Source organism: Microbacterium sp. SORGH_AS_0862 (genome assembly GCF_030818795.1).
Lineage (GTDB): Bacteria > Actinomycetota > Actinomycetes > Actinomycetales > Microbacteriaceae > Microbacterium.
Map to the genome: position 1 here is coordinate 1,778,940 of NZ_JAUTAY010000001.1, position 25,576 is coordinate 1,804,515.

Below are 25,576 nucleotides of genomic sequence, written 5' to 3' on the forward strand. Positions count from 1 at the left end.
CTGGCTGTGGCCATGGTTGTTAGGACGCGCGGTCAGGCTAGCACCGCGAGCGCGTCTGCCTCGCCGAGCGAGCACTCGTCAGTCGAGCGAGCACCCGATCGACTGCGCGCTCGACGAAAGGATGCTCGCTTGCGACGCGGACGCGGACGCCGAGGCGGATGCGGAGGCGCGCGGGTGCAGGGCGCCGGTGCCCGCACGCAGCGGCAGGCCCGAGCCGCCCCGCCGTGCGGCGACGATCTCGGCCAGCACGGCGATCGCCGTCTCCGACGGCGTGACGCCGGCCAGATCCAGCCCCAGCGGCGAGTGCAGGCGGGCGAGATCGATCTCGGACACACCGGCCTCGCGCAGCAGGTCCGCCCGCCGGGCCACCGTGCGCCGCGCACCCATCGCGCCCACGAAGCCCACGGGCAGGGCGAGCGCGGTCTGCAGAGCCGGAATGTCGAGGCGCAGGTCGTGGGTGAGCACACAGACGGCGGTGCGCTCGTCGAGCTGGCTCCGCTCGTCGAGCTGTTGCAGGTACTCGTGCGGGAGGGCACACACCCGCTCGTCGGCCTCGGGGAAGCGCTCTTCGGTGACGAGGGTGTCCCACACGTCGCAGACCGAGACGGCGAAGCCGGATGCGGCGGCCACCCGGCTGAGGGATGCGGCGTGCTCGCCCGCCCCGAGGATCACGAGGCGCGGACGGCGCGGGGCCGCCACCACGAGCAGATCGTCGTGCAGCGCGCTCTCGGGAACCGGTTCGTGCGGTAGGAGCGTGCCGGCGGCAGGTCCCGAGGCGACGATGCCGATGGCGGCCGGGCGATCGGCCGCCGCGCCCTCGAGGGCGTCGCGGGCGACCGCGTCCGTGGGGGAGACGATGCTGATGACGGCGTCGATCGTGCCGCCGCAGGCGAGCCCCGCGGCGAACGCCTGATCGTCGGTGAAGCCGAACCGCGCCGCATCGCCGGTGCCACGGGCGAGCGCCGCGAGGGCCAGCGCGACCGCGTCTCCCTCCACGCATCCGCCCGAAATCGAGCCGATCACACGAGCGTCGCGCGTGACGGCCATGGCCGAGCCCACGCCGCGAGGTGCGGAGCGGGCGACTCCGGCGACGGTGATGGTCGCCACGGTCTGCCCCGCACGCAGCAGCGGCAGCAGGTCGGCGGCGAGTTCGAGCATGCACCCACGCTAACCAGCGTGTGTTTCGTGCGCGCTACGCTGACCTGATCATGCCCCAGCCAGCTGTCGCCGGCCTCGTGCTCGCCGCGGGTGCGGGGCGCCGGTTCGGTTCTCCCAAGGCTCTCGCCCGCACCCCCGACGGACGTTCGTGGCTCGCGCTCGCCGTCGGAGCGCTCCGTGACGCGGGGTGCTCGCCGCTCTACGTCGCCGTGAGTGCCAGCCTCGACGAGGTGCTGCCGCTCGTGCCCGCCGACGCGGAGCCCGTTCTCATCCCCGATCCGTCGGAGGGGATGAGCGTCTCGCTGCGCGCCGGGCTGATCGCTGCGACGACCTCGGATGCGGTCGCCCTCGCGATCGTCACGGTGGACACCCCCGAGCTGCCGGCTTCCGCAGTGCGGCGTCTGATGGGCGCGGTGGATGCCGCGTCCCTCGTGCAGGCGGTGTACGGCGACCGGCCCGGACACCCTGTGGTGATCGGCCGCGATCACTGGTCGGCGCTCGCCGCATCCATCGTGGGCGATCGGGGGGCGCGTGACTATCTGCGTGCCCACGGTGCGGAGCGGATCGACTGCGCCGATCTCTGGTCGGGCGAGGATCGCGACACGCGCTGATGCGCCCTGGTGCCGGGGCAGCCCAGAATGGGCCTATGCCGGACGACACCGACGACGAGCTGGCGCGTCTGCAGGCGCGAGCGTACGGTCCCGCCGCCGACATCGATGCGGAAGGCCTCGCCCGGCTCGCCGAGCTCCAGGAGGGCAGGACTGCCGCTGCGTCGACGGCGGACAACGCCTCCTCTGCCGATGCGTTGGCCGCGCTCTTCGGGCCGCCTTCGGGACCTGCCGTGGCCGCATCCGATGCCGCATCCGTCGCCGCTGCACCGACGAGGCGCGGGCTGCGCGCCGGACTGCGTGAGGACGGCCTCGCTCCCGCGCCCGAACCTGACGCCGTGTTCGAACCCCTGCCCGATGCTGCGCCGGAGACTCCTGAGGAGGAACCCGCGGCGCCCGCACGATCGAGCACCGCCGCGCGGATCGCCTCGTCACTGCCGAGCGGACGGATGCGGTGGGTGTGGCTCGCGAGCCTCGTGGTCGCGGTCGTCGTGACGGCGCTCGTCACGACGTGGATGCGCCCGGTGGACGGCGCGGGACGCGCTGCGTCGTTGACGCTGCGGACCGACACCGCGACGGGCGACCGTGTGCGCGGGTCCCTGTCGATGGAAGACGGTGCGCGTTACTTCGGCGAGTACCTCGGGCTTCACATCTACTCGATCGACTCCTGCCTCGAGGCATCCGTGGGCGACGCCCGGCGGCCCGTGTGGCGTACCTGCGCCGGCGAGGGACTCGCCCCGATCATGGACGTCTACTTCTCCGGTGCGAACGACGAAGGCGGACTACCGGTACCGGATGCGGTGGCGGAGCGTTTCCCGGAGGGCGCCGTCATCCGCTTCACACTTCGCGGTGACACCGTGCTCGTCGACGAGGGTGCGCTGCCCAGCCGTGGCTGAGCGACGACCCCCGAGATCCGGCCGAACAAGGAGGAGCATGCCCGACCCGACCGAGGAAGAGCTCGCTCGCCTGCGTGCCCGCGCCTACGGGCCTGACGCCGATCTCGACGAGGCGGGGCTCGCGCGGCTCACGGAACTCGAGGCCGCGCTCTCGCCCCGTCGCCCGAGCACCCGGCCCGCCCCGGAGCCGAGGCCGGACCCGGACCCGGAACCGGACCTCGCGCCGCAATCGGCCGCCGCGGAGGAGCCGCCTCCCGCCGAGGAGCCGGAGCCGGTCCCGCTGATCGCTCCGGTCTCGTTGACCGCGGAGCCGGCGCCGCGGACGCTCGATCGCCGTCTGCGCGTCGCCTGGGTCCTCAGCATCCTCGTGGCGGCGGTCGTCGCCGCAGGACTCACGGCGTGGACGCTCCCGTGGGGGGTGCGCGACGATCAGCAGCATGCCGCGCGGCTCACCGAGCAGCCGGGTGTGCCCGAGGGTGCGACTCAGTGGAACATGTCCGGACTGGAGGTCGACGAGCTCCGTTCGTTCGGCTCGTACGCCGGCCTCGAGGTGTACGCGACGGATGCGTGCATCATCGTCGCGACGGCTCCCCTCGCCGAGATGAGCCCGGGCGCCGGCACGTGCGCGGGTGCCGGGCTCGAACCTGTCGTCGAGTACCTCATCCCCCGGCGCTCGCGCGCGAGCGCCGGGGACTTCGACTACCCCGAGGAACTGCGCGACCGCTTCCCGGACGGCGTCACCTTGCGCTTCGCGCGTCAAGGCGACGTCATCCTCGTCGACGAAGGAGAGCTGCCGGCCGGATTCTGAGCCGCGCTCACGTGCGGATGACGACGTTCTCCGGTTCCTCTCCCGCGAGCAGGTGGGCGATCTGGCGTCGCACGAGGGCCACCATCCGCGGTTGCATCGCGGTCGAGGCGCCTCCGACGTGCGGCGAGATGAGCACGCCCGGCAGCTCCCAGAACGGGTGATCCGCCGGGAGCGGCTCGGGGTCTGTGACGTCGAGTCCGGCCCGGATGCGACCACGGCGCACGTGATCGACCAAGGCATCCGTGTCGATGAGCGTGCCGCGTCCGACGTTGACGACGAGCGCGCCGTCCGGCAGGGCCGACAGCTCCGCGTCGCCGATGATGCCGCGCGTGCGCTCGGACGCGGGGAGCGCGAGGATCAGCACCTCCGTGTCGGCGAGCACGGCGTGCAGATCCTCAAGGGCCGCCACATCGACGCCGTCCTCGGTACGCGCGTGCGTCGCGACGGCGCGCAGCTTCACCTCGAAGGGGCGCAGGCGCGCGGCGATCGCCTTGCCGACGCCGCCGAAGCCGAGCACGGTGGTGCGCCGGTCGGCGAGGCTCTGCGTGAAGGCGCGCGTCCAGTCGCGCTGACGGGCGAAGACATCGAGTTCGCGCTGCACGGCGAGAGTCAGCGCGAGAGCCAGCTCGGCCGTCGAGGTCTCGTGCACGGTTGCGGCGTTGGCGAACACGATCCCCGGGGGCAGCAGCTCCTCCGTGCCCTCGTAGCCGATCGACTGGCTCTGTACGAGGCGGGTCTCGACGCCCTCGAGCCGCGCGACGATGTCGCGCGCGCTCATGTACGGCGGCACGACAAGATCGATCCGATCCGTCTCGGCGGCCGCATCCATGGGCCAGACGATCACCTCCACTCGCTCACCGAGATCCGCCAGTTCGGCGGCGAAGGCGGGATCCGGCACGGACACGATGAGGCGGGAGGGCGTCATGCTGCGAGCGTAGCCACCCCGCCGATGAGTCCCCAGGGCGTTGCGCTGCCGCATCCGGCGCCGACCGCATCCGGTCCGCAGCGTGTCGCATGACCTGCATCCGCTCGGCAGGAGATCTTCCTTCTGCAGGAAGATTCCGCGCGGATCCTCCTGCAGAAGGGATTTCTCCTGCTGGAGGGACGCGGATGCGGCCGGTGCCCGCCCTACGCCTGGCGCCATGTCCGCCATACGGGTCGTGCGTCCGGCGCGACCGCGCGCTCGCGCGGCCGTCTCGATCGCGGTGGTCGTGGTCCTCGTCGCCGCCATCGGGACCGCGGCCGCGCTCCTGTACTCTGCGGTGTCAGGTGCAGCCGGGCGTCTCGCCGTGTTCTTCGGGATCTACCTCGCGATGGTGGCGCTCGTCCTCCTCGCTCATCGGTTCGACGGGCTGCGGAAGAAGATCCCTCTCGGATTCCGTCGAGACCGACCGCTCGGTCAGCTGGTGATCGGCATCCTGCTCGCCGTGTTGCTGCTGTCGCTCGTCGTCGGGGTCCCGGCGTTGGCAGGTGCGGATGTGGGCGGCATCGTCGGTGCGGGGCGGAACGCCCTGTGGTTCGCCCTCGTCTCCGCGGTGACGGTCGGCGTCGCCGAGGAGCTGATGTTCCGCGGCTATCTGCTGGGGCGGTTGCGCATCGCGTTGGGCTCGCGCGCCGGCGCGATCATCGTCTCGTCAGCGCTGTTCGGGCTTCTGCACCTCGTCAACGGCGACATCGTGCAGGTGGTGGTCACGGCCTGCATCGGAGCGTTGCTGGCGACAGCCCGAGTGATCTGGCCCAGCTGCTCGCTCGCCTCGGTCCTCGTCGCCCACGTCCTCTACGACGCGGGTCTCGCTCTCATCGGCACGGCGGTCGCCGGCTGACCGCTCCGTTCAGCGGGAGCGGTCGCCCCACTCCTTCTCCGACACAACCCGGGCGACCGTGAGTCCGATGGCGAGTGCCGCCACGACGAAGAGCGCCTGCACGCTGTTCTGCACCGCCGCGAGGGTGTCGCCGTCGATCGTCGCGACGATGGCCCGATACGCGGCAGCGCCGGGGACCATGATGACGACCGCCGGCACCGTCAGCGCCACCCGCGGCGCGTCCAGGCGCCGGTAGCAGACGAAGGCGCCGAGGCCCACGAGCACCCCCGCGGCCATCGCCGCGACGGCGGGCATGAGTCCCGCATCCACCGCCGTCAGACGCGCGGTGTTCGCGATCGCGCCGACTGCGGCGGAGGCGATCGCGATGCGCCAGGGCGTGGCGAACAGCAGCGCGAAACCGAGCACGCCGACGAACCCCGCCACGAGGCGCATCGCGGCGAGCACGGGTTCGTCCAGCAGGGGTGTCGCGGCCGCACCGGGGGACGTGGCGAACAGTGCCGCCACGGCCCAGACGGCGGACCCCGCGGTGAGCAGGATGAGGCAGGCGTAGACCACGCGCGCGATCCCCGCGTTGAGGTCGAGGCGGGCGAGGTCCATGGCGCCGGTGACCAGGGGGAAGCCGGGCACGAGGAAGAGCACGGCGCTGGTGAGGGCGGCGTCGTGCGCGAAAGGCTGGCCCAAGAGCCCCAGGAACTGTGCGGCGCCGAGGTAGATCAGCAACGCCGTCGCGGCGGCGAGGAACACGGTGAGGAACTCGTTCAGCCGTGCGCGGCCGAGCAGCATCCGGATCGCCTGCCCTGCGGCGGCGCCGACCCCGACCGCCACAGCCGCCGCCCATCCGCCGTTGTTCAGAAGGGCGAACGCGGCGCAGGCGGCACCCGCGGCGATGACCCTCAGCAGCATCCCGTATCGCGCCGGACGTGCGGCGATGGCATCCAGGCGCGCGGCGAAGTCCTCGACGCTGCCGCCGGCCTCGGCTTCGACCTCGTGGGAGAGTCGCTGGAGCGCGGCGATGCGGTCGGCGTTCACGACGGGGCGCGCGACCTCGGCCACGCGGGTGCGCACGAGCTGCCCGCGGCTGACGGTGAGCACGATGTCGAGCATGCCGACGCGGGCGTTCATGCTCTCGATGCCCCAGGCGCGGCCGACGCGCTCCATCGTCGTTCGTACGCGCGCCGAGGATGCGCCCGCGCCCAGCATGAGGATTCCCAGACGCAGCACCGCGTCGGTGAGGGCGACGAACCGCACGGGCTCCAGTCGTGCCTCGTCGAGGGGGGTGGCGTCGCCGTCGTCCGCCGGGATCATACGGGCGCCGGCCATGCGGCCATCTTCCCATCTTCCCGCCGCCGGATGCGGGACCAAGGCCCCACCGCCCCCGCGCCACCGTCCTTCGCCCCCGGCACCGGCCCCGCTTCGCGCCCGTCCCCCGCGCCGCCGCGCCCCACCGCACCCGCGCTGCCACCGTCCTTCTGCGCCACCCCCTCTGTTCGCCTGTCACAGATCGACGCGTTCCGCGCGATCTGTGACAGGCGAACGTGACGACATGGTCGCCCCGGGCGTCCGGGCGTCCGGGCGTCCCGGTGTCAGGAGACGGCGACCTCGTTCGGGGTCACGGCGAGCGTCGTGCTCGCGAGCACCTCGCCGGACGTCAGGTCGACCGCGTGCACCTTCTTCGCCGCGGGCTCGGTGACGTACGCGATGTCGCCCGACACGACGATGGCGGGATGCGGGTCCTGCCACTCGAGCGGGCCCTCCCACGCCGCGATGACCGGGAACTCGTCCACCAGCTCGCCGCTCGCGGGATCGATCACGTGGATCGAGCCGTCGGTGGCGAGGATGTAACCGAGGTTCTTCGGGCCCCGGGCGAGGTCCCGGAACGTGTACGAGACGCCCTCCGGGAGCGGCACGACCTTCATGCTCGCCTTCTGGGTGTCGATCAACGCCACGCTCGAGAGCAGGTAGCCCTCGGCATCCGGGTCGTTCTTGTAGTCACCGACGACGAACGGGCTCGTGTCGGTGACGAAGATGTTGCCGGTGCGGCCGTATGCGTCGGGCGCCGTGACCTTCGCGATCTCGCCGTCGCGGTAGATCAGCGCGCCGTTCTCGCATCCGAAGACGACGACCTCGTCGGCGGCCGTGCCCTCGCCGTGCACGCCGGGGCACTCCGCGTTCGAGGTGATCTCGGTGCCGTCCTCGTCGCGCACCGTGATGCCGGTGCGGCCGTTCGCGGAGCCGACGGTGGTCACGAAGGTGCCGTCCTCGAGCACGATCGACACTCCGTGGTGCGCCTCGGTGCCGGGGATCGTCGTCGAGGCGGGCAGGGCGTCGCCGAGTGAAGCGAACGCGTCCGTGTCGATGATCGTCGTGTCGCTCGTGCCGTCGGCGTAGAGAACCGTCTTGCCGGCGTGCCGCACGACGTGCCCGGGGGCCTCCGCGGGGAACACGAGATCGGTCAGCGCCGGCTCGGATCCGGATGCGGCCCCGGTGTCGAGGATCTGGAAGCCCTCGCTCATCGTGACCAGCACGTGCGAGCCGTCGCCGGCCCGGTTCAGTCGGGTGAACTCCTCGGATGCGAGGTCTCCGACCGTCTCCAGCGTCGTGCCGTCGAGCACGAGGATGCCGCCCTCGTAGCTGATCGCGACGCGTTCGCCGGCGGGGGCGGAGGTCGAGGATGCGGGTGCAGCCGCGGTACCGGCGCAGGCGGTCAGCGTCGCGGCGGCGACGAGTCCGAGCGCGAGCAGCGCGGGACGTCTCAGGTGCATGTGGTGCCTCATTTCTGTGGGGGTTCGCGGGCGAGGCCCGCCGGCCGGTGCGGCCGTATGAGTGGGCTCAGGAGAGCCCGGCGACGATGCGCTGCGTGTTGATGCGCATCATGGTCAGGTAATCGCCGGCCGCGCCGTCGGCGGCGGTCAGCGACTCGGTGTACAGCTCGACGACCTGCACCTCGAGCCCGGCCTCCTCGGCCAGTGCGCGCATGAGCCGATCGGGCGATGAGGACTCGGCGAAGATCGTGCGCACGCCGGCCTGCCGGATGGCGGAGACGAGCTCCGCGAGGTCGGCGGCGCTCGGCGCTGCGAGCGTCGTGCCGCCGGGGATCGCGGCGCCCACGAGGCGCACGTCGAAGCGGTCGGCCAGGTACCCGAAGACATGGTGATTGGTCACGAGCGCGCGCCTCTCGGCGGGGATGGCGGCGAGAGCCTCGCTCATCTCGGCATCCAGAGCCGCGAGCTCGGTGCGATATGCGGCGGCATGGTCGCGGACGGTGGCCGCGTCCACCCCGTCGATGCCCGCGAGTGTCGGTTCCAGCGCGTCGACGACCTGCAGCATCCGCGCGGGATCGGTCCAGAAGTGCGGGTCGTCCGCTCCGTCGGCCTCCTCGCTCGTGTACGGCAGGACATCGACGACGTCGCCCGCGACGAACTGCGCGACGCCCTCATCCGCCGCCGCCTCGAGGTGCTGAGCGAGGCCTTCTTCGAGTCCCAGGCCGTTCGAGACCACGAGGTCGGCGGAGCGCAGCCGCGCCGCCTCCTGGGCGGAGATCTCGAAGGAATGCGGATCCGAGTCCGGTTTCATGAGGGTCACGACCTCGGCCTGATCGCCGACGAGCTCGGTGACGACATCGCCGAGGATGTTGGTGGACACCACGACGAGGGGTCGATCCTCGATCGTCGGGGCGCAGGCCGACAGCGCGCCCGCGACCAGGAGGGCGGCCGCGAACGCGGCGATGCGCCGGCCGGCGGTCATCGGCCGGTCTCCGCGACGAAGGCGGGCTCGTCGGTCGTGGCGAACGTGCGGGCGATGCGCCCCGCATCCGCGAAGTCGATCTCGAAGAGCAGTCGTTCGGTGATCCCGTTGAGGTATGCGCGCCGGTCGTCCGCGATGAGGGCGGGCGTCCGACCCGCCGCGAGGGAGGCCGCGACGAGCGGCTCCGTGAGGGCGAGTTCGACGCCGGTCGAGCCGTCGATCACGCTCATCCTGCCGTCGACCGTGAGCCCCAGCACGTGCTCGGATGCGTCATCGACAGCTGTGACGGCGATCAGCGGTCGCGGGGCGGGGACCGCCGTCGCCGTGCGCTCGCGGGTGTCGAGCAGGACGATCGACCCGTCCGGACTGAGGCCCGCGGCAGTCGGGCGACCCTCCCTGTTGGCCCAGGCGCGGGGCGCGGGAATCCCCTCGGGAAGCGCGATGCGTTCGACCGCGGTCCCCGCGTCGGCGGCGACGGCCAGCAGCACGCCGTCCCGGCATCCGAGGACCGCGCCCACACGCGTGGTGAGAGTGCCGGCAGGATCGGCGCAGGGGATGGGGTCGCCGTGGACGGCGCCGTCGCCGTCGCGCACCTCGACGGCTCCGTCGCCGGTCGTGACGAGGGCGTGGTCGCCGACGGGCACGATGTAGCCGTCGTGCTCGGGCATCCGCAGGCGGAACCGCTCGACGACCTCGCCCTTGGAGAGGGCCTCGGTGTCCAGCAGCACGGCCTCTCCGTCGGCGAAGAAGATCCCGGTGCCGCCGGTGGTCGACGAGTTGGTCGTCGCGATACGAGCCGTGCCGTGGCCGGGGACTTTGTCCAGCACGCGTGGTTCGGCGCGGTAGTAGTGGAAGTGATCCACGTGATCCCAGGTCCACATCCCGCTGTCGACGATCTCGACGCCGTCGCCGGTGTCGGCGAAGAGGTAGCGACCGTCGGTGGCGGCCGCGAGGGGAGCGTCGATGCGACCGAGGCTCGAGGTCTCCTCGGAGAGCAGGTCGAGCAGCGTGAGCCGGCCGTCGGTCGTCGCTGTCAGCAGGTGCAGGGGCGGCTCGCTCACCTCGGCGGCGCCGGCGACCTGGCCGTGGCCGGTGCCGCCGGTCTGGGCGGGCGGCGGTTCGGGAGCGCTCGCGCACGCGGCGAGCAGGAGAGCGGATGCGGTGACGACGGTGAGGGCGAGGGGATGACGCACACGGAGCTTTCTAGAGCGGAGCCGGCACCGTGGTTGCGGAGCGGCGGGAGACGAACAGGGAGCGCAGCAGCGCGGACAGTGCGGCCGCGGCGATGGCGGATGCGGCGATCGATGCGCCGGCGGCGGTGCCGAGGTGCCACGAGAGCGAGAGGCCGGCGGTGACGGCGGCGACCCCGATGGCGGCGGCGAGGGTCATGGCGGCGGCGATCCCGCGCACCCACGGCCGGGCGGCCACAGCGGGAGCGAGCAGCATCCCCACCACGAGGAGCGAGCCGACGGCCTGATACGACGCCACGACGGCGAGCGTCACGAGACCGGTGAGTGCGGCTTCGGCCCAGGCCGGCCGCACGCCCAGCACCCGAGCGACGCGCGTGTCCACGGCCACCGCGACCAGCGCTCGGTGCGCGGCGACCGCGATCGTCAGCCCGATCGCGGTGGCGATGGCCAGGACCGCGAGATCCTCGGCCGAGATCGCGAGCACGTCGCCGAAGAGGATCGCGGTCGCATCCGTCGCGAAGCTGCCGGAGTGCGAGATGACGATGACGCCGATGGCGAGCATCGCGACGAACAAGAGCCCGATGCTCGTGTCGTACGCGAGACGTCCGCGGCGCCGCAGCGCCCCGATCCCGATCGTCATGGCCACGGCGCTCGCGGCGCCGCCGAGAAGAACGGGGACCCCGAGCACGGTGGCGAGGGCGACGCCGGGAAGCATCCCGTGCGCCAGCGCCTCGCCGAGGAACGCCATGCCCCGGATGACGACCCAGGTGCCCACGACCGCGCACAGCACGGCCACGAGCGAACCGCCGACGAGCGCGCGCAGCAGGAACGCGTGCTCGAGGGGGAGAAGAAGGGTCACGACACCCGACCGTAGCGATAATGAGAACCGTTCTCAAATTGGCTAGGCTGGTCGGATGTTCCTCTCCGATCCCCCGTCGGCGACCGCACCGAGCCTGCTGCGCGCGACGGGCCTGCGCGTCGAGGCGGGGGGTCGCACGCTGCTGCATCCGCTCGATCTGCGACTGGATCCCGGTGTGGTGACCGTGATCGCGGGGCCGAACGGCGCGGGCAAGACCACGCTCCTCGAGGCGCTCGCCGGAGTGCGGCCAGGCCGGACCGGCGTCGTGGACGGCGCCGGTCGGATCGCCTTCGTCCCGCAGCAGTCGGCGATCGCCGACGGGCTGCCGCTCACGGTGGCGCAGCTCGTGCGGATCGGGGCCTGGCGGCGCCGACTCCCGCTGCCCTCACGCGCGGAGCGGGCGGATGCGGCCGAGGCGATGGCCGCGCTGGAGATCACCGACCTCGCCTCGCGACCTGTGGCGATGCTCTCCGGCGGCCAGCGCCAGCGTGCGCTGCTCGCCCAGGCGCTCGCCCGTCGCGCCGACGTGCTGCTGCTCGATGAACCGACGACGGGGCTGGATGCGGCCAGCAGCTCCCGCATCCTGGCCGCTGTCGAGCGGGAGCGGCGGCGCGGCGCCGTCGTCGTGTGCGTGAGCCACGACCCGGTGCTCATCGCCGCGGCCGGGCGCGTCCTACGCCTGGAGGGCGGTCGCCTCGTGTGAGCCCGCGCCCGGTCCGCCCTGCGTGCTCCGCCGGTCCGCCCCCGCCCTTGCGCCCGCACCCCGCTCTGCCGGTCCGTCCTGCGTGCTCCGCCGGTCCGCCCTGCGCCACCCTTTGCTCGCCTGTCACAGATCGCCGCGTTCCGCGCGATCTGTGACAGGCGAACAGCCGGGGACGAACGTCCGCGGGCGGCGGAGAGCTAGATCCAGCCCTTCTCGCGGGCGACCTGCGCGGCCTGCGAGCGATTCTCGGTCCCCGTCTTGCCGATCGCCGACGAGAGGTGATTGCGCACGGTGCCCGCGGAGAGGAACATCTCCGCGGCGATCTGCGCGACGGCCCGACCGTCGGCCGACAGGCGCAGCGCCTGCTGCTCGCGCTCGGTCAGCGGGCTCTGCCCCTCGAACAGCGACGCCTCGGCGAGCTCCGGATCGACCACACGCAGCCCCGCGTGCACACGCCGCACCGCGTCGGCCAGGCGATCCGCCGGCGCATCCTTCACGATGAAGCCGCTGGCTCCCGCATCCAGAGCCTGGCGGAGGTAGCCGGGTCGGGCGAACGTCGTGACGACGAGCACGCGGGTCGCCGGACTCGCCTCGCGCACCTGGCGTGTGGCGGTGATCCCGTCCACCCCGGGCATCTGGATGTCCATGAGGCAGACGTCGGGCGTCGTGTCGACGGCGAGGGATGCGGCCTGCGCGCCGTCCGCGGCCTCGGCCACCACGACGAGATCGCCCTCCAGCTCGAGCAGCGCCCCCATCGCGCCGCGGACGAGCGCCTGGTCGTCGACGAGCATCAGTCGGATCGGTGCGGTCACCACGTCATACTCACTCTCGTTCCGCCGCTGGGCGCGGAAGCCACCTCGAGGACGGCGCCGGCCGCGGCGGCCCGCTCCTGCATGCCCCGGATGCCGTTGCCCGGGCGCCGGCGCATCCCCTCGCCGTCGTCGTCGACCGTCACGACACCCGGTGCCACCGAGATGCGCACCGTGCGGGCGTGCGCGTGGCGCAGGATGTTGGTCGTCGCCTCCCGCACGATCCACCCCGCCGGCAGTGACTGCGCGGGCGAGAGGGATGCGGCGTCGCCGCTGACCTCGACGGCCATCCCCGCCGACTCGAGCGCTGCACGGCTGGCGACGAGCTGCTCCGCGAAAGCCTGGCCGCGGATGCCGGTCACGGTGCTGCGCACGCCCGTGATGGCCTCGCCCGTGAGCCGAACGATGTCGGCGAGTTCGGCTTTCGCGCGATCGGGGTCGCGATCGACGAGCCTCTGGGCCAGTTCGGCCTTGAGCTTCACCGCCGTCAGCGTGTGCCCCAGCAGGTCGTGCACGTCGCGGGCGATCGCGGTGCGTTCGTCGCTGGCGGCGAGCTCCAGCCGGATCCGATCCGTGTCGACGGAGCGGCCGATGAGCCAGCTCGTCACGGTGTTGACGACGGCGATCATGACGACCACAGAAAGGATCTGGATGTTGTCGGCGATCGAACCTGTGGCGACGATCACGATGACGACGAGCCCGATGCCTGCGACCGTCGTCGCCCAGTGCCACATGCGCCGGAGGCCATAGCTCGCGTACGACATCACGAACGGCACGAAGCTCAGAGCGCCGTCGCCGATCGCCGGCACCGTGGCCGCGGCGCAGGAGATCTGCACCCAGAACAGTGTCTTCACGAGTGTGCTGGGCGCGCCCCAGGCCGACCGCATCCCCGAGACGAAACCGATCACGTAGGCCACGGCGAACCCCGCCAGCGCAGCCCACCCGAGTACGAGCAGGCCCGGAGGCGCCGTCGACGACAGCAGCGAGAGGATCGGGAAGACCAGGAAGACCATCCACACGATGGCCATGACCCAGCCCCAGCGCTGCCACGGATCCTGTGGCACGCGCGCGGGTGCGGAGGGGGTCGTCACCGCTCGAGCCTAACGACGGCGGCGCGAACGCACGACGCCGAAGCGCACCAGCAGGGCGAACAGCGCGCCCCAGACGAGCACGTTGAGAACGACGGCCCAGAGCGGGTCGGAGCCGCCGGCGACGAGCGCCCCGCCCGTCGCCGGCCAGCGGACGAGGGCTGCGTAGCCGTACATCGGCGTCCACTTTGCGATGTCGAGCATGACGCCGCTGAGGGGAACGAACACGTTGCCGAAGAAGCCGAAGAAGGTGATCGAGATCGACGCGAGGGCCGCGGCCGAGTCCGAGTTGAACGCGAGGCCGACGCCCAGACCGAACAGGCCGTAGACCAGGCCGAGCGCCAGCGTGATGGCCGCCGATGCGAACCACCGCCACACGTCGTCGGCAGCGGCGCCCGTGACGTATCCGGCGATGTAGACGATGAGCACCGACAACGCGGCGAAGGACATCGCCGACAGCACCTTGGTCAGCGCGTACCCGGCGGTCGAGAGTGGCGTGAGCGCGAGCTGGCGTCCCCACCCCTGACCGACCTCGGATGCGGCGAGCGAGCACAGCGAGCTCATCGCGGTCGCCGTGCCGTACGCACCCATCGAGACCATGACGTAGAACGAGGCGTTCGCGTGACCGACGCTCTGCGAGGCGTAATCCATGCTGGCCCCGAAGAGCAGGTACATCGCGAACGGCATGGCCAGCGTGAAGGCCAGCGTGTAGGGGTTCCGCAGCTGACGCAGACCCTCGATGCGGTACATCGCGGGCGAGACGAGCGTGCTCATGAGGGCTCCTCGGTGAGTCGGGTGAAGGCGGATTCCAGGGTCGGGGCGGTGATCTCGAGGTCGCTCGCGCCCGCGGCGAGCAGGCGCGAGGCGAGAGCGTCGGATGCGGCGGTGCGCACCGTGAGCCGCGACGCGTCGACCGACACCTCGGCGGCGGACTCGTCGCCCACCAGCTCGGCGGCGAACGCCGTGGCGAGCGCCTCGTCGGGGAGCGTCGCCGAGACGAGCCGGCCTCCGAGGGAGGCGCGCAGGTGCGCGGTGGCGGCGTCCGCGACGATGCGGCCGCGGGTCATCACGACGGTGCGCCGGGCGAACTGCTCGGCCTCCTCGAGGTAGTGGGTGGCGAAGACGATCGTGCGTCCCGCATCCGCGTCGGCGCGCATGGACTGCCAGAACCGGCGACGGGCCGTGACGTCCATGCCCGCGGTGGGCTCGTCGAGCACCAGGACGTCGGGGTCGGGCAGGAGTGCGAGCGCGAACTTGACGCGCTGCTTCTCGCCGCCGGAGCACTTGCCCACCCGCCGGCGGGCGATCTCGGTGAGATCGGCGCGCTCCATCACGTCGGCGACGCGGGTCCCTGCGCCGTACAGGTCCGCGATGACCCTGACGGTCTCCCGCACCGTGAGATCCGACAGCAGGCCGCCGGTCTGCAGCACCGCGGCGAGCCGTCCTGCCGCCACCGCGCGGTGCGGGTACGCCCCGAAGACGAGCGCACTGCCCTCATCCGGCTCTGCGAGTCCGAGCAGCACGTCGATCGTCGTCGTCTTGCCCGCCCCGTTCGGGCCGAGCAGCGCCACGATCTCGCCGCGCTCGATGCGAAGGTCGATGCCGTCGACGGCGGTGAAACGCTGACCGGCGCGGCCGAAGCGGCGCACGACCCCGCGCAGCTCGACGGCGGCCGCATCCGAGGCGAGGGGAGTGTCGGGTATCTGCACGCGCGGTTCGCTCATGCCTTCAGCCAACCGCGCGTGCTCCCTCCGCGCCGGAGGCTTCTGTCACGTCCGCGGCATGACACGTGTCATGCCCGATGGGATGCGGGCCGCTGCTCGCCCGTGCGCGCCGGTGCTCGCCCGTGCGCCACGGCGCTCGCCCCCACGTTCGCCTGTCACAGATCGACGCGCGGGGCTCGATCTGTGACAGGCGAGCAGGGAAGCGGGAGGAAGCGGGCTCCCGTATCAGGCCGCGGCGGAGACCACGGCCGCGATCGCCGAGCTGAAGAAGCCGAGACCGTCGACGCCGGAGCGCATGGCGGCGGAGGTGTCGGGGCCGAAGCCCGGCTCGACCGCATGCTCGGGATGCGGCATGAGCCCCACGACGTTGCCGCGCTCATTGGTGAGCCCGGCGATGTCGTCGAGCGAGCCGTTGGGGTTCACGCCGACGTAGCGGAACGCCACGAGACCCTCGCCCTCGACGCGCGCGAGCGTCTCGGCATCGGCGATGTAGCCGCCGTCGGCGTTCTTCAAGGGGATGACGATCTCCTGGCCTGCACTGAAGTCGCTCGTCCAGGCGGTGTCGGCGTTCTCGACGCGCAGACGCTGGTCGCGGCGCACGAACTGCTGGTGCGCGTTGCGGATCAGACCGCCCGGGAGCAGGTGCGCCTCGACGAGCATCTGGAAGCCGTTGCAGATGCCGAGGATCGGCATGCCGGCGGCGGCCGCATCCTTCACCTCGGACATGATCGGCGCGAGCGCCGCGATCGCGCCCGCACGGAGGTAGTCGCCGTAGCTGAAGCCGCCGGGAAGCACCAGGGCGTCAACGCCCTGCAGGTCATGGTCGCCGTGCCAGAGCGCGACGGGCTCGGCCCCGGCGACGCGGATGGCGCGCTGTGCGTCGCGGTCGTCGAGCGAACCGGGGAAGGTGATGACCCCGATGCGTACGCTCATTCGACGACCTCGATGCCCACGACGTCCTCGATGACCGCGTTGGAGAGCACGTCGTCGGCGATCTCGCGCACCTTCTCGAGCAGCGCCTCATCGACGGTGCCGTCGACGGTGAGCTCGAACCGCTTTCCGATACGGACGGAGCCGAAGTCCTCGACGCCGAGGCGGTGGAGGGCGTTCTGGACCGCCTTGCCCTGCGGGTCGAGCAGTTCGGCCTTGGGCATGACATCGACGACGATCGTGGGCATAACGGCTCCGAGGGTGCGCGGGAGATGGTCTGCTCCCAGTCTAGAGGCGGGCGAGAGGACCGCGGTGCCGCCGCGTTATCGAACTGTTACCCGAACGCTGGGAGCGCTCTCTTGACCTCTCGGGAGCGCTCCCATACTGTGAGTCGCGTCCGATGAGAGCGCTCCCAGTCCTGGGGACACCGGAGAGCTCTCTGGCACCGAACCGCATCCACAAAGGAGTGTCCCGTGAAATCACGCGCCCTGCGACCGCTCGGCCTCGCCGCCGGCGTCGCAACCGCAGCCATCGTCCTCGCCGGTTGTTCGACCGGTGGCGGAGAGCAGTCCGACCCGAACGCGCCGGTCACGCTCACCATCGCCACCTTCAACGACTTCGGCTACACCGATGCACTCCTGCAGGAGTACATGGACGAGAACCCGAACGTGAAGATCGTTCACAACAAGGCGTCCACGTCCAACGACGCCCGCGCGAACTACTTCCAGAAGCTCGGCAAGACCGGCCTCGCCGACATCGAGGCGATCGAGGTCGACTGGCTCCCCGAGGTCATGCAGTACTCCGACATGCTCGCCCCGGTCCCGACCGACCTGACCGACCGCTGGCTGGACTGGAAGGTCAAGGCCGCGACCGACGCCGACGGCAACCTCATCGGCTACGGAACCGACATCGGCCCCGAAGCGGTCTGCTACCGCTCCGACCTGTTCCAGGCCGCCGGTCTTCCCACCGACCGCGCCGAAGTCGGCAAGCTGTTCGACGGCGACTGGGCGAACTACTTCAAGGTCGGCGACCAGTACGTCGCCGCGACCGGCAAGGCGTTCTACGACTCGGCCGGCGGCACGTACCAGGGCATGATCAACCAGGTCGAGGCCGCCTACGAGAACCCCTCCGACGGCAAGATCACGGCCACGACCAACCCCGAGGTCAAGGACATCTACGACCAGGTCACCAAGGCCAGCGCGACGCAGTCGGCGCACTACAGCCAGTGGTCGGACGACTGGTACGCCGGTCTCAGCAACGGCGACTTCGCCACGATGCTCTGCCCCGGCTGGATGCTCGGTGTGATCTCCGGCAGCGCCAAGGACGTCACCGGCTGGGACATCGCACCGATGTTCCCCAACGGCGGCGGCAACTGGGGCGGCTCGTACCTGACCGTCCCTGCCAACGGCAAGAACGTGGAGGCCGCGCAGAAGCTGGCCGACTGGCTGACCGACCCGGCCACCCAGGTCAAGGCCTTCGAGAACGCCGGCACGTTCCCGAGCCAGAACGAGGCGCTCAGCGACTCCACCCTGCTGGATTCGACCAATGAGTACTTCAACAACGCTCCGGTCGGCCAGATCTTCTCCGAGCGTGCGAAGGCCGTCACCGTGACGCCGTTCAAGGGCCAGTTCTACTTCCAGGTCAACGACGCGATGCAGAAGGCGCTCACGCGCGTCGAGGACGGTACGCAGGACGCGAAGACGTCGTGGGACCAGTGGGTCTCCGAGGTCGAGGCCATCAAGTAATCCCGCAGTGAGACGGGCCCGCGGGGCCGACCCCGCGGGCCCGTCTCCACTCCACAGAAACGAAGGAACGACGTGAGCGCCTCGTCCACGACGGTCAGATCCCCCAAGCGCATCGGATTCGGTGGCAAGAGCTTCAGCTCCTGGGATCTGAAGCTGTCCCCCTATCTCTACATCTCCCCCTTCTTCATCCTCTTCCTGATCGTCGGGCTCTTCCCGATCGCCTACACGGCCTACATCTCTTTCCAGGACTGGGATCTCGTGCGCGGCACGGGCACGTTCGTCGGATTCGACCAGTACGCGACGGTCATCAACGACCCGAAGTTCTGGACGGCGCTGCGCAACTCGTTCTCGATCTTCCTGCTCTCCACCGTCCCGCAGCTGATCCTCGCCGTGTTCATCGCGGTGCTGCTGGATCAGAACATCCGCGCCAAGACCTTCTGGCGCATGGGAGTGCTGCTGCCCTACGTCATGGCCCCCGTCGCCGTGGCGCTCATCTTCTCCAACATGTTCGGCGACCAGTACGGCCTCGTGAACACCACGTTGCAGAGCCTCGGCATCCCCGCCATCAAATGGCATTCGGATGCGTTCGCCAGCCACATCGCCATCGCCACGATGGTCAACTTCCGCTGGACCGGGTACAACACCCTCATCCTGCTCGCGGCCATGCAGGCCATCCCGCGCGACTTCTACGAGGCCGCGACGGTCGACGGCGCCGGCAAGGTCCGCCAGTTCTTCTCCATCACGCTGCCGAGCCTGAAGCCCACCCTGATCTTCGTCATCATCACCTCGACGATCGGCGGCCTGCAGATCTTCGACGAGCCGCGCATGTACGACCAGACCGGAACCGGCGGCGCCGACAACCAGTGGCTGACGATCACCCTGTGGCTCTACGACCTCGGATGGGGACAGTGGAACTTCGGCCGCGCTGCGGCCCTCGCCTGGATCCTGTTCCTCATCATCCTCGCCATCGGCGCGATCAACCTCTTCGTCACCCGCGGGCTCGTGCGTGACGAAGGCAAGAAGTCCGACATGAGTCGAGCCCAGATGCGCGCCGCCCGACGCGCGGCCAAGGAAGCGGTTGAGGCTTCCCGCACCACCGCGTCCCAGAAGACGGAGGTCCTCCGATGACCACTCTGCAGAACCCGCCGGTCGCGGCGGAGGAAGCGCTGCTGGAGCCCGGCCGCAAGCCGGCGCGCAGGCGGCGTCCGGTGCGCGGGTCCCGTCCGGGCTGGTTCGTATACGCCGCTCTCGGCGTCGTGCTGCTCAGCGCCGCATTCCCCTTCTACTGGTCGCTGCTGATCGGCTCCGGCGATGCCTACACGATCCGTGACCCCAACATGTCGTGGATCCCCGGCGGCAACTTCTTCGCGAACGCGGCCAAGGTCATCAACGACCCCGCCGTGAACTTCTGGCCGGCGCTGTGGAACTCGATCTTCAGCTCGGCGCTCATCGCCGCATCCGTCGTGTTCTTCTCGACGCTGGCCGGATGGGCCTTCGCGAAGCTGAAGTTCCGCGGTTCGAGCTGGCTGCTCGTGTTCGTGATCGCCACGATGGCGGTGCCGACCCAGCTCGGCGTCGTGCCGCTGTATCTCCTGTTCAGCGAGATCGGATGGACGGGCCAGATCGGTGCGATCATCATCCCGGCCCTGGTGAGCGCCTTCGGCGTGTTCTGGATGACCCAGTACATCCGCCAGGCCGTGCCGGACGAGCTGATCGAGGCCGCCCGCGTGGACGGTGCGAGCTCGTTCCGCACCTTCCTCACGGTGGGTGTGCCCGCCGCGCGCCCCGCGGCCGCCATGCTCGCCCTGTTCACGTTCGTGACCGCCTGGAACAACTTCTTCTGGCCGTTCATCGTGCTCGACCGGCAGAACCCGACCCTCCCGGTGGCGCTGTCGCTGCTGCAGTCCAACTACTTCGTCGACTACTCGATCGTCCTCGCGGGCGTGCTGCTGTCGACGATCCCGCTTCTGATCCTCTTCGTCTTCGCCGGCAAGCAGCTGGTGAGCGGAATCATGCAAGGCGCCGTCAAGGGCTGAGGCCCCGGCGCGAGAAAGGTACATCGATGAGCGACGCTCTGCGCGCGTTCCCGCGGAACTTCCTGTTCGGAGCGGCCACCGCGGCCTTCCAGATCGAAGGCGCAGCCTTCGAGGACGGGCGGACCGCATCCATCTGGGACGCGTTCTGCCGCGAGCCCGGTGCCGTCATCAACGGCGACAACGGTGATGTCGCGTGCGACCACTACCACCGCTACGGCGAGGATGTGGCGCTGATGAAGGGGCTGGGGCTGGACACCTACCGCTTCTCGGTGTCGTGGTCGCGGGTACGCCCGGACGCCGGTCCGCTCAACCAGAAGGGCCTGGACTTCTACAAGCGCCTGGTCGACGAGCTGCGCGACGCCGACATCCTGCCGTGGCTCACGCTCTACCACTGGGACATGCCGCAGGCGCTGCAGGAGCGCGGCGGCTGGACGGTGCGCGAGTCGAGCGACCTGTTCACGGAGTACGCGCTGGACGTGTACGACGCGCTGGGCGACCGGGTCGACATCTGGACCACGCTGAACGAGCCGTGGTGCTCGTCGTTCCTCAGCTACACCGCCGGCATCCACGCTCCCGGTCACTACTCCATCGCCGAGGGGATGCTGGCCTCGCATCACCTGCTGCTCGGTCACGGCCAGGTGGTGCAGGAGCTCCGTGGACGCGACGCGGGGAAGAACCTCGGGATCACCTTGAACCTCACCGTTCCCGACCCGGTGGACCCCCAGAACGAGGGCGACCGGGATGCGGCGCGTCGCATCGACGGCCAGTTCAACCGCTGGTTCCTCGACCCGATCTTCCGCGGCTCGTACCCGGAGGACGTGGTCGACGACATCCGGGTCGTCGACCCCGCGGCGGTCGAGACGTGGCAGGCAGCCATCCGTCCCGGAGACCTCGAGCTCATCTCGCAGCCCATCGACAGCCTCGGCGTGAACTACTACCACGGCGAGTTCGTGGGAGCCCAGCCCGACCCGAACCCGCCGCTGCCCGGCGAGGCTCCGACCGATCGTCCCGGCCGCTCGCCGTTCCCGGCGGCGGAGGGGATCTACTGGCACGACCGCGGCCTGCCGCGCACCTCGATGAACTGGGAGGTGCAGCCGGAGGGTCTGACTCGTCTGCTGCAGCGCGTCTCGGACGAGTACGCGGCGGCCGCCGGCACCGTCCTGTACGTCACCGAGAACGGCGCGGCCTACGACGACGAACTCGTCGTCGAGGACGGCGTCGCTCGGGTGAAGGATGCGGAGCGCACCGAGTTCCTGCGCGCGCACCTGTCGGCCGTGCTGGATGCGGCTGAGGCCGGCGTCGATGTGCGCGGGTACTTCTACTGGTCGCTGTTGGACAACTTCGAGTGGGCCTGGGGCTACGAGAAGCGGTTCGGAATCGTCCACGTCGACTACGACACCCAGGTGCGTACGTTGAAGGACAGCGCTCTGGAGTATCGTCGGGTCATCGCCGCCCGTGCGATCGATAACGCGCCCGAGGGCGCCGTCCTGCAGAGGTAGAGAACCGTGACCAGCGACCCTCGTCGTGCCACCGCCACCATCGAGGACGTCGCGGCGATGGCCGGGGTCTCCCGGTCCACGGTCTCCCGAGTCGTCAACGGCGCCACCGCAGTGAGTCCCGCTGCGGTGGCCGCCGTTGAACTCGCCATCAGCCAGCTGAACTACGTGCCCAACCGGGCCGCCCGTTCGCTGGCGAGTCGCGCGACGATGGCGATCGCGCTGATCGTGCCGGAAGACACCAACAGGTTCTTCGGCGATCCGTTCTTCGCGTCGATCGTGTCGGGCATCAACGCTCGGCTCAGCAGGTCCGACTACGTGCTGAACCTGATCATCGCGAGCAACGATCCGCGCGACAAGACGGCAGCCTATCTGCGCAGCGGCGCCGTCGACGGCGCGATCGTCGTCTCGCATCACACGAGCGACACGTTCGTCGACCGGATCGCCGCCGCGGTCCCCGTGGTCTACGGCGGTCGGCCCGCTCACGGCCGCGACGGCGCGTACTTCGTCGACATCGACAACGTCGAAGGCGGACGCACGGCGACCCGGCACCTCGTCGAGGCGGGGCGCACCCGCATCGGCACGATCTCGGGGCCGATCGACATGCCCGCGGGCATCGACCGTCTCACCGGATATCGCGAGGTTCTCCAGGATGCGGGACTGGAGGTCGGCCCGATCGAGGACGGCGGCTTCACCTCGGCCGGCGGCTATACGGCGATGGAACGCATTCTCGCCTCCGGCGCCGGGATCGACGCCCTGTTCATCGCGAGCGACCTCATGGCGCGCGGCGCTCTGGCGGCGCTCGAGCGTACGGGCCTGAGCGTGCCGGACGACATCGCCATCGTCGGCTTCGACGACTCGCCGGTCGCGACCGCGGTCACCCCCGCGCTGACGACCGTCCGCCAGCCCTCACAGCAGCAGGGCGAGCAGATGGTCGACGTGCTGCTGGCGCTGCTCGCGGGCCAGAATCCGCCGCACGCCACGATCCTGTCGTCCGAGCTGATCCGGCGCGAGTCGGCCTGAGCGGGCCGCATCCGGTTCGATCGGATGCGGGGCGCCGCGAGCGGGATGACCCTGCCCGCGACGCCTGCACGTCACTCGGGGTCGCCGCCCAGCGGGCCGACGGCCGGGATCGGGCCGCCGTCGTCGGCGCCCGTCTTGCGCCAGCGCGCGATGGCGTTGCCGAGGTGGTAGATCACCAGGGCCGCCGCGGTGGCCACCACGATCGCGCCGAGCTGGAAGTCGCCCCACGACATCGAGAACCCGGCGATCGCCATGACGAGGGCCACGGCGGCGGTGTACTGGTTGACCGGACGTGAGAAGTCCACGCGGTTGTCGACCCAGATCTTGATGCCGATGATGCCGATCAGACCGTACAGCGCGGTCGTCACCCCGCCCAGCACACCCGCGGGCACGGAGTTGATGACGGCGCCGATCTTGGGCGACAGGCTCAGCAGGATCGCGACGACGCCCGCGACCCAGTACGCGGCCGTGGAGTACACGCGGGTCGCGGCCATCACGCCGATGTTCTCGCCGTAGGTCGTGGTGCCCGAGCCGCCGAAGAAGCCGGCGACGGTGGTGGCGGCACCGTCCGCGATCAGGGCGCGCCCGGTGGAGCGGTTGACGGACGCATCCGTCATCGTGGCGACACCGCGCACGTGGCCGACGTTCTCGGCCACCAGCACGAGCACGACCGGCAGGAACATCGCGATCGCGCTCCAGGTCCCGCTGCTCGCGAAGTCGGCGATGTGGAAGGTGGGCAGTCCGATCCACGCCGCATCCGCCACGTTGCTGAAGTCGAGCTCGCCGGAGATCGCGGCGGCGACGTAGCCGACGACGACACCGAGGAAGATCGAGATCCGGCCGAGGAAGCCGCGGAAGAGCACGCTGAAGAGGATGACGGCGGCGAGGGTGATCGAGGCGATCATGGGCGCCTGCTGGAAGTTGTTCCAGGCCGCAGGGGCCAGGTTGAAGCCGATCAGCGCGACGATGGCGCCGGCGACGACCGGGGGCATCAGCTTGTCGACCCAGCCGAGGCCGGCGAGCTGCACGACGACACCGATGATCGCGAGCAGCACGCCCACCGCGACGATCCCGGCGAGGGCTGAGCCCATGCCTGCGGATGCGGTCGCCGCCGTCACGGGCGCGATGAAGGCGAACGACGAGCCCAGGTAGCTCGGGAGCTTGTTCTTCGTCACCACGAGGAACAGCAGCGTGCCGACGCCCGAGAACAGCAGCGTCGTGGCGACGGGGAAGCCGGTCAGGATCGGCACGAGGAAGGTGGCGCCGAACATCGCGATCACGTGCTGGGCGCCGATCGCGATCGTCGCGGGCCAGTTCAGGCGCTCGTCGGGGGCGACGACGTCGCCCGGGGCGACGGTGCGGCCGTTTCCGTGGATCTTCCACAGGGGCATGGGTGGTCCTTTCCGGTGTTCATCCCGCGAGACTGCATCTCCCGCACGAGATCACGGGTAATGCCCGTGATCTCGTGGCGAAAGTGCGGTCTCGCGGAGAGTCTGGCGTGCCGAGGGGCGCGGCGGTAGTGTCCTCCGGGCCGTGCGACGGCGAGGATGCGGTGAGGTCAGACGGTGGTCAGCCGGCGCAGCAGCTCGGCGTAGCGGGCGGAGGTCTGCGCCGCGATCTCGTCGGGCAGCCGCGGCGGCTCGCCCTCGCGGGGGACCCAGGCGGCGGCGAGCCAGTTGCGCACGATCTGCTTGTCGAAGCTCGCCATCCGCTCGGCGGGCGTCGTGCCGGTGCGCCAGGCCTGCGCGTCCCAGTACCGGGACGAGTCGGGGGTCAGCACCTCGTCGGCGAGGGTGAGCACGCCCTGGTCGTCGACACCGAACTCGAACTTCGTGTCGGCGAGGATGAGTCCGCGCTCCTCGGCGGTGGCCGCGGCGCGCGCGTAGATCTCGAGCGAGAGCTCGCGCAGGCGCTCGGCCATCTCGCTCCCCACGATCTCGGCGGTGCGCTCGAACGAGATGTTCTCGTCGTGCTCGCCCATCGGCGCCTTGTACGCGGGGGTGAAGATCGGTTCCGGCAGGCGGTCGCCGTCGTTCAGGCCCGGGGCGATCGGGATGCCGCAGACCGTTCCCGTGCTCTGGTACTCGAGCCAGCCGGAGCCGGTGAGATAGCCGCGCACGACGCACTCGATGGGCTGCATCTCGAGCGCGCGCACGACCATGGCGCGGCCGGCGACCGCATCCGGGATCAGCTCGTGCGCGTCGTCATCGGCGCCGAGGATGTGGTCCGCGACGAGGTGGTTCGGGATGCGGCGGCCGCCGTCACCGCCCGCGAGGCGGTCGAACCACCAGAGGCTCAGGGTCGTCAGCAGCACGCCCTTGTCGGGGATACCGGGTTGCAGCACGTGGTCGAAGGAGCTCACACGGTCGCTTGCGACCACCAGCATGCGCTCGCCGGATGCGTCTTCCGGGGTGTCGTCGGGCACATAGAGGTCACGGACCTTCCCGGAGTACACGTGCCGCCAGCCGTCGAGGAGCGCAGGGTCGTTCACCCGCCCATTATCCCGTGCGGACGCCGCTCGGCCGATCGCCTCCGTCAGGGCGTGATCTCGTCGAGGAAGGCATATGCGTCGCGCACGATCTCGGGCCACGCGTCGCCCCGATCGGTGTCGACCTCGACCCACTCGCGCAGCGGCCGACCCTTCATGACCATGCGTCGGGCGACGCCCGCCCCGACGAGCGCGTCGATGCGCGCGGAGGGCAGCTTGGCCATGAGCGTGCCGTCGAAGCCGAGGAAGGCGAAGACCTTGCCCCGGATGCGGACGCCCTCTGATCCGAACATCCTGCCCACATCCACGTCGGGCTCGGCGAGCAGCGGCTCGACGATCGGATCGAAGATCTCGTGGCCGCGTCGGCGGGCGGCCTCGCGCTGCGGATCCGGCATGCCGGCAGAGTACGCCGCAGGTGTATAGTCCATGTGGACTAATCGACATGGAG

26 protein-coding genes are annotated in these 25,576 nt (G+C 70.7%); 10 read left to right on the forward strand and 16 right to left on the reverse strand.

All coding sequences use genetic code 11. From position 1 onward, the window contains the following. Positions 1-78: 78 nt before the first annotated feature. Entirely contained in the window at positions 79-1,158 is a 1,080-nt protein-coding gene (locus tag QE377_RS08585) for an XdhC family protein (protein WP_307321875.1), read from the reverse strand. Between the two features lie 50 nt (positions 1,159-1,208). Here QE377_RS08585 and QE377_RS08590 point away from each other — a divergent pair, with 50 nt between their 5' ends. The 3 genes from QE377_RS08590 to QE377_RS08600 are packed head-to-tail and all read left to right on the forward strand — an operon-like array spanning position 1,209 to position 3,470. Further along, positions 1,209-1,769, forward strand: coding sequence for a nucleotidyltransferase family protein (locus QE377_RS08590; RefSeq protein ID WP_307321878.1), 561 nt, complete (start codon positions 1,209-1,211; stop codon positions 1,767-1,769). Between the two features lie 35 nt (positions 1,770-1,804). Continuing rightward, the gene (locus tag QE377_RS08595; protein WP_307321881.1) at positions 1,805-2,662 is read left to right on the forward strand and encodes a hypothetical protein; all 858 of its coding nucleotides are present in this window, start codon (positions 1,805-1,807) and stop codon (positions 2,660-2,662) included. A gap of 37 nt (positions 2,663-2,699) precedes the next feature. Then, positions 2,700-3,470 (forward strand): hypothetical protein, encoded by a 771-nt coding sequence (locus QE377_RS08600; protein WP_307321884.1) that lies wholly within the window; start codon positions 2,700-2,702, stop codon positions 3,468-3,470. A gap of 7 nt (positions 3,471-3,477) precedes the next feature. Here the strand turns inward: QE377_RS08600 and QE377_RS08605 are convergent, their stop codons facing one another. Beyond that, on the reverse strand, positions 3,478-4,395 hold the full coding sequence (locus tag QE377_RS08605; RefSeq protein WP_307321887.1) for an NAD(P)-dependent oxidoreductase: 918 nt from the start codon (positions 4,393-4,395) through the stop codon (positions 3,478-3,480). 217 nt (positions 4,396-4,612) lie between these two features. On the opposite strand from QE377_RS08605, the gene QE377_RS08610 reads away from it, so the two are divergent. Then, on the forward strand, positions 4,613-5,293 hold the full coding sequence (locus tag QE377_RS08610; protein ID WP_307321890.1) for a CPBP family intramembrane glutamic endopeptidase: 681 nt from the start codon (positions 4,613-4,615) through the stop codon (positions 5,291-5,293). A 9-nt stretch (positions 5,294-5,302) separates the two neighbouring features. Here the strand turns inward: QE377_RS08610 and QE377_RS08615 are convergent, their stop codons facing one another. From QE377_RS08615 to aztB, 5 genes are all read right to left on the reverse strand, one after another. After that, positions 5,303-6,613 (reverse strand): threonine/serine exporter ThrE family protein, encoded by a 1,311-nt coding sequence (locus tag QE377_RS08615; protein ID WP_307321892.1) that lies wholly within the window; start codon positions 6,611-6,613, stop codon positions 5,303-5,305. A gap of 263 nt (positions 6,614-6,876) precedes the next feature. Then, positions 6,877-8,055 (reverse strand): zinc metallochaperone AztD, encoded by a 1,179-nt coding sequence (gene aztD, locus QE377_RS08620; RefSeq protein ID WP_307321895.1) that lies wholly within the window; start codon positions 8,053-8,055, stop codon positions 6,877-6,879. Positions 8,056-8,122: 67 nt separating this feature from the next. Next, positions 8,123-9,037 (reverse strand): zinc ABC transporter substrate-binding protein AztC, encoded by a 915-nt coding sequence (gene aztC, locus QE377_RS08625; RefSeq protein WP_307321897.1) that lies wholly within the window; start codon positions 9,035-9,037, stop codon positions 8,123-8,125. Next, on the reverse strand, positions 9,034-10,230 hold the full coding sequence (locus QE377_RS08630) for an ABC transporter (protein ID WP_307321900.1): 1,197 nt from the start codon (positions 10,228-10,230) through the stop codon (positions 9,034-9,036). Before QE377_RS08630 ends, aztC begins: the two co-directional genes overlap by 4 nt. A 10-nt stretch (positions 10,231-10,240) precedes the next feature. Next, positions 10,241-11,086: a zinc ABC transporter permease AztB gene (gene aztB / locus QE377_RS08635; RefSeq protein ID WP_307321903.1), complete on the reverse strand. Its 846-nt coding sequence runs from the start codon at positions 11,084-11,086 to the stop codon at positions 10,241-10,243. 55 nt (positions 11,087-11,141) lie between these two features. Here aztB and QE377_RS08640 point away from each other — a divergent pair, with 55 nt between their 5' ends. Beyond that, positions 11,142-11,789 (forward strand): metal ABC transporter ATP-binding protein, encoded by a 648-nt coding sequence (locus QE377_RS08640; protein WP_307321906.1) that lies wholly within the window; start codon positions 11,142-11,144, stop codon positions 11,787-11,789. A gap of 197 nt (positions 11,790-11,986) precedes the next feature. On the opposite strand, the gene QE377_RS08645 is transcribed toward QE377_RS08640, so the two are convergent. The 6 genes from QE377_RS08645 to purS form a co-directional block, all read right to left on the reverse strand. Beyond that, complete coding sequence (locus QE377_RS08645) at positions 11,987-12,601, reverse strand: response regulator (RefSeq protein ID WP_373459523.1); 615 nt, start codon at positions 12,599-12,601, stop codon at positions 11,987-11,989. Beyond that, on the reverse strand, positions 12,598-13,689 hold the full coding sequence (locus QE377_RS08650; protein ID WP_307321910.1) for a sensor histidine kinase: 1,092 nt from the start codon (positions 13,687-13,689) through the stop codon (positions 12,598-12,600). The genes QE377_RS08645 and QE377_RS08650 overlap by 4 nt, the downstream gene beginning before the upstream one ends. A 9-nt stretch (positions 13,690-13,698) precedes the next feature. Further along, positions 13,699-14,460 carry an ABC transporter permease gene (locus QE377_RS08655; protein WP_307321914.1) on the reverse strand — a complete coding sequence of 254 codons (762 nt, stop codon included), beginning with the start codon at positions 14,458-14,460 and terminating at the stop codon, positions 13,699-13,701. After that, entirely contained in the window at positions 14,457-15,410 is a 954-nt protein-coding gene (locus QE377_RS08660; protein ID WP_307321917.1) for an ABC transporter ATP-binding protein, read from the reverse strand. The genes QE377_RS08655 and QE377_RS08660 overlap by 4 nt, the downstream gene beginning before the upstream one ends. A gap of 225 nt (positions 15,411-15,635) precedes the next feature. Then, complete coding sequence (purQ, locus tag QE377_RS08665) at positions 15,636-16,343, reverse strand: phosphoribosylformylglycinamidine synthase subunit PurQ (RefSeq protein ID WP_307321920.1); 708 nt, start codon at positions 16,341-16,343, stop codon at positions 15,636-15,638. After that, complete coding sequence (purS, locus tag QE377_RS08670; RefSeq protein WP_307321923.1) at positions 16,340-16,588, reverse strand: phosphoribosylformylglycinamidine synthase subunit PurS; 249 nt, start codon at positions 16,586-16,588, stop codon at positions 16,340-16,342. The genes purQ and purS overlap by 4 nt, the downstream gene beginning before the upstream one ends. Before the next feature lie 225 nt (positions 16,589-16,813). Here purS and QE377_RS08675 point away from each other — a divergent pair, with 225 nt between their 5' ends. The 5 genes from QE377_RS08675 to QE377_RS08695 all read left to right on the forward strand — a co-directional run bounded on the left by QE377_RS08675 (position 16,814) and on the right by QE377_RS08695 (position 22,640). Continuing rightward, a complete protein-coding gene (locus QE377_RS08675) occupies positions 16,814-18,085 on the forward strand; it encodes an ABC transporter substrate-binding protein (RefSeq protein ID WP_307321926.1) in 1,272 nt (423 codons plus the stop codon). A 72-nt stretch (positions 18,086-18,157) separates the two neighbouring features. After that, a complete protein-coding gene (locus QE377_RS08680) occupies positions 18,158-19,213 on the forward strand; it encodes a carbohydrate ABC transporter permease (protein ID WP_307321929.1) in 1,056 nt (351 codons plus the stop codon). Next, on the forward strand, positions 19,210-20,121 hold the full coding sequence (locus QE377_RS08685; RefSeq protein WP_307321932.1) for a carbohydrate ABC transporter permease: 912 nt from the start codon (positions 19,210-19,212) through the stop codon (positions 20,119-20,121). The genes QE377_RS08680 and QE377_RS08685 overlap by 4 nt, the downstream gene beginning before the upstream one ends. A 26-nt stretch (positions 20,122-20,147) precedes the next feature. After that, positions 20,148-21,620: a glycoside hydrolase family 1 protein gene (locus tag QE377_RS08690; RefSeq protein ID WP_307321935.1), complete on the forward strand. Its 1,473-nt coding sequence runs from the start codon at positions 20,148-20,150 to the stop codon at positions 21,618-21,620. 6 nt (positions 21,621-21,626) lie between these two features. Continuing rightward, positions 21,627-22,640 (forward strand): LacI family DNA-binding transcriptional regulator, encoded by a 1,014-nt coding sequence (locus QE377_RS08695; RefSeq protein WP_307321938.1) that lies wholly within the window; start codon positions 21,627-21,629, stop codon positions 22,638-22,640. 71 nt (positions 22,641-22,711) lie between these two features. On the opposite strand, the gene QE377_RS08700 is transcribed toward QE377_RS08695, so the two are convergent. The 3 genes from QE377_RS08700 to QE377_RS08710 all read right to left on the reverse strand — a co-directional run bounded on the left by QE377_RS08700 (position 22,712) and on the right by QE377_RS08710 (position 25,523). Next, positions 22,712-24,031 (reverse strand): uracil-xanthine permease family protein, encoded by a 1,320-nt coding sequence (locus QE377_RS08700; RefSeq protein ID WP_307321941.1) that lies wholly within the window; start codon positions 24,029-24,031, stop codon positions 22,712-22,714. 167 nt (positions 24,032-24,198) lie between these two features. Then, a complete protein-coding gene (locus tag QE377_RS08705) occupies positions 24,199-25,131 on the reverse strand; it encodes a phosphoribosylaminoimidazolesuccinocarboxamide synthase (RefSeq protein ID WP_307321944.1) in 933 nt (310 codons plus the stop codon). 44 nt (positions 25,132-25,175) lie between these two features. Further along, entirely contained in the window at positions 25,176-25,523 is a 348-nt protein-coding gene (locus tag QE377_RS08710; RefSeq protein WP_307321946.1) for a hypothetical protein, read from the reverse strand. Positions 25,524-25,576 lie beyond the last annotated feature (53 nt).

Excerpts from the sequence above, each read along its gene's own strand:
- QE377_RS08585 (WP_307321875.1), bottom strand. The coding sequence starts at position 1,158 with ATGCTCGAACTCGCCGCCGACCTGCTGCCGCTGCTGCGTGCGGGGCAG.
- QE377_RS08590 (WP_307321878.1), top strand. The coding sequence starts at position 1,209 with ATGCCCCAGCCAGCTGTCGCCGGCCTCGTGCTCGCCGCGGGTGCGGGG.
- QE377_RS08595 (WP_307321881.1), top strand. The coding sequence starts at position 1,805 with ATGCCGGACGACACCGACGACGAGCTGGCGCGTCTGCAGGCGCGAGCG.
- QE377_RS08600 (WP_307321884.1), top strand. The coding sequence starts at position 2,700 with ATGCCCGACCCGACCGAGGAAGAGCTCGCTCGCCTGCGTGCCCGCGCC.
- QE377_RS08605 (WP_307321887.1), bottom strand. The coding sequence starts at position 4,395 with ATGACGCCCTCCCGCCTCATCGTGTCCGTGCCGGATCCCGCCTTCGCC.
- QE377_RS08610 (WP_307321890.1), top strand. The coding sequence starts at position 4,613 with ATGTCCGCCATACGGGTCGTGCGTCCGGCGCGACCGCGCGCTCGCGCG.
- QE377_RS08615 (WP_307321892.1), bottom strand. The coding sequence starts at position 6,613 with ATGGCCGGCGCCCGTATGATCCCGGCGGACGACGGCGACGCCACCCCC.
- aztD (WP_307321895.1), bottom strand. The coding sequence starts at position 8,055 with ATGCACCTGAGACGTCCCGCGCTGCTCGCGCTCGGACTCGTCGCCGCC.
- aztC (WP_307321897.1), bottom strand. The coding sequence starts at position 9,037 with ATGACCGCCGGCCGGCGCATCGCCGCGTTCGCGGCCGCCCTCCTGGTC.
- QE377_RS08640 (WP_307321906.1), top strand. The coding sequence starts at position 11,142 with ATGTTCCTCTCCGATCCCCCGTCGGCGACCGCACCGAGCCTGCTGCGC.
- QE377_RS08655 (WP_307321914.1), bottom strand. The coding sequence starts at position 14,460 with ATGAGCACGCTCGTCTCGCCCGCGATGTACCGCATCGAGGGTCTGCGT.
- QE377_RS08660 (WP_307321917.1), bottom strand. The coding sequence starts at position 15,410 with ATGAGCGAACCGCGCGTGCAGATACCCGACACTCCCCTCGCCTCGGAT.
- purQ (WP_307321920.1), bottom strand. The coding sequence starts at position 16,343 with ATGAGCGTACGCATCGGGGTCATCACCTTCCCCGGTTCGCTCGACGAC.
- purS (WP_307321923.1), bottom strand. The coding sequence starts at position 16,588 with ATGCCCACGATCGTCGTCGATGTCATGCCCAAGGCCGAACTGCTCGAC.
- QE377_RS08685 (WP_307321932.1), top strand. The coding sequence starts at position 19,210 with ATGACCACTCTGCAGAACCCGCCGGTCGCGGCGGAGGAAGCGCTGCTG.
- QE377_RS08690 (WP_307321935.1), top strand. The coding sequence starts at position 20,148 with ATGAGCGACGCTCTGCGCGCGTTCCCGCGGAACTTCCTGTTCGGAGCG.
- QE377_RS08700 (WP_307321941.1), bottom strand. The coding sequence starts at position 24,031 with ATGCCCCTGTGGAAGATCCACGGAAACGGCCGCACCGTCGCCCCGGGC.
- QE377_RS08710 (WP_307321946.1), bottom strand. The coding sequence starts at position 25,523 with ATGCCGGATCCGCAGCGCGAGGCCGCCCGCCGACGCGGCCACGAGATC.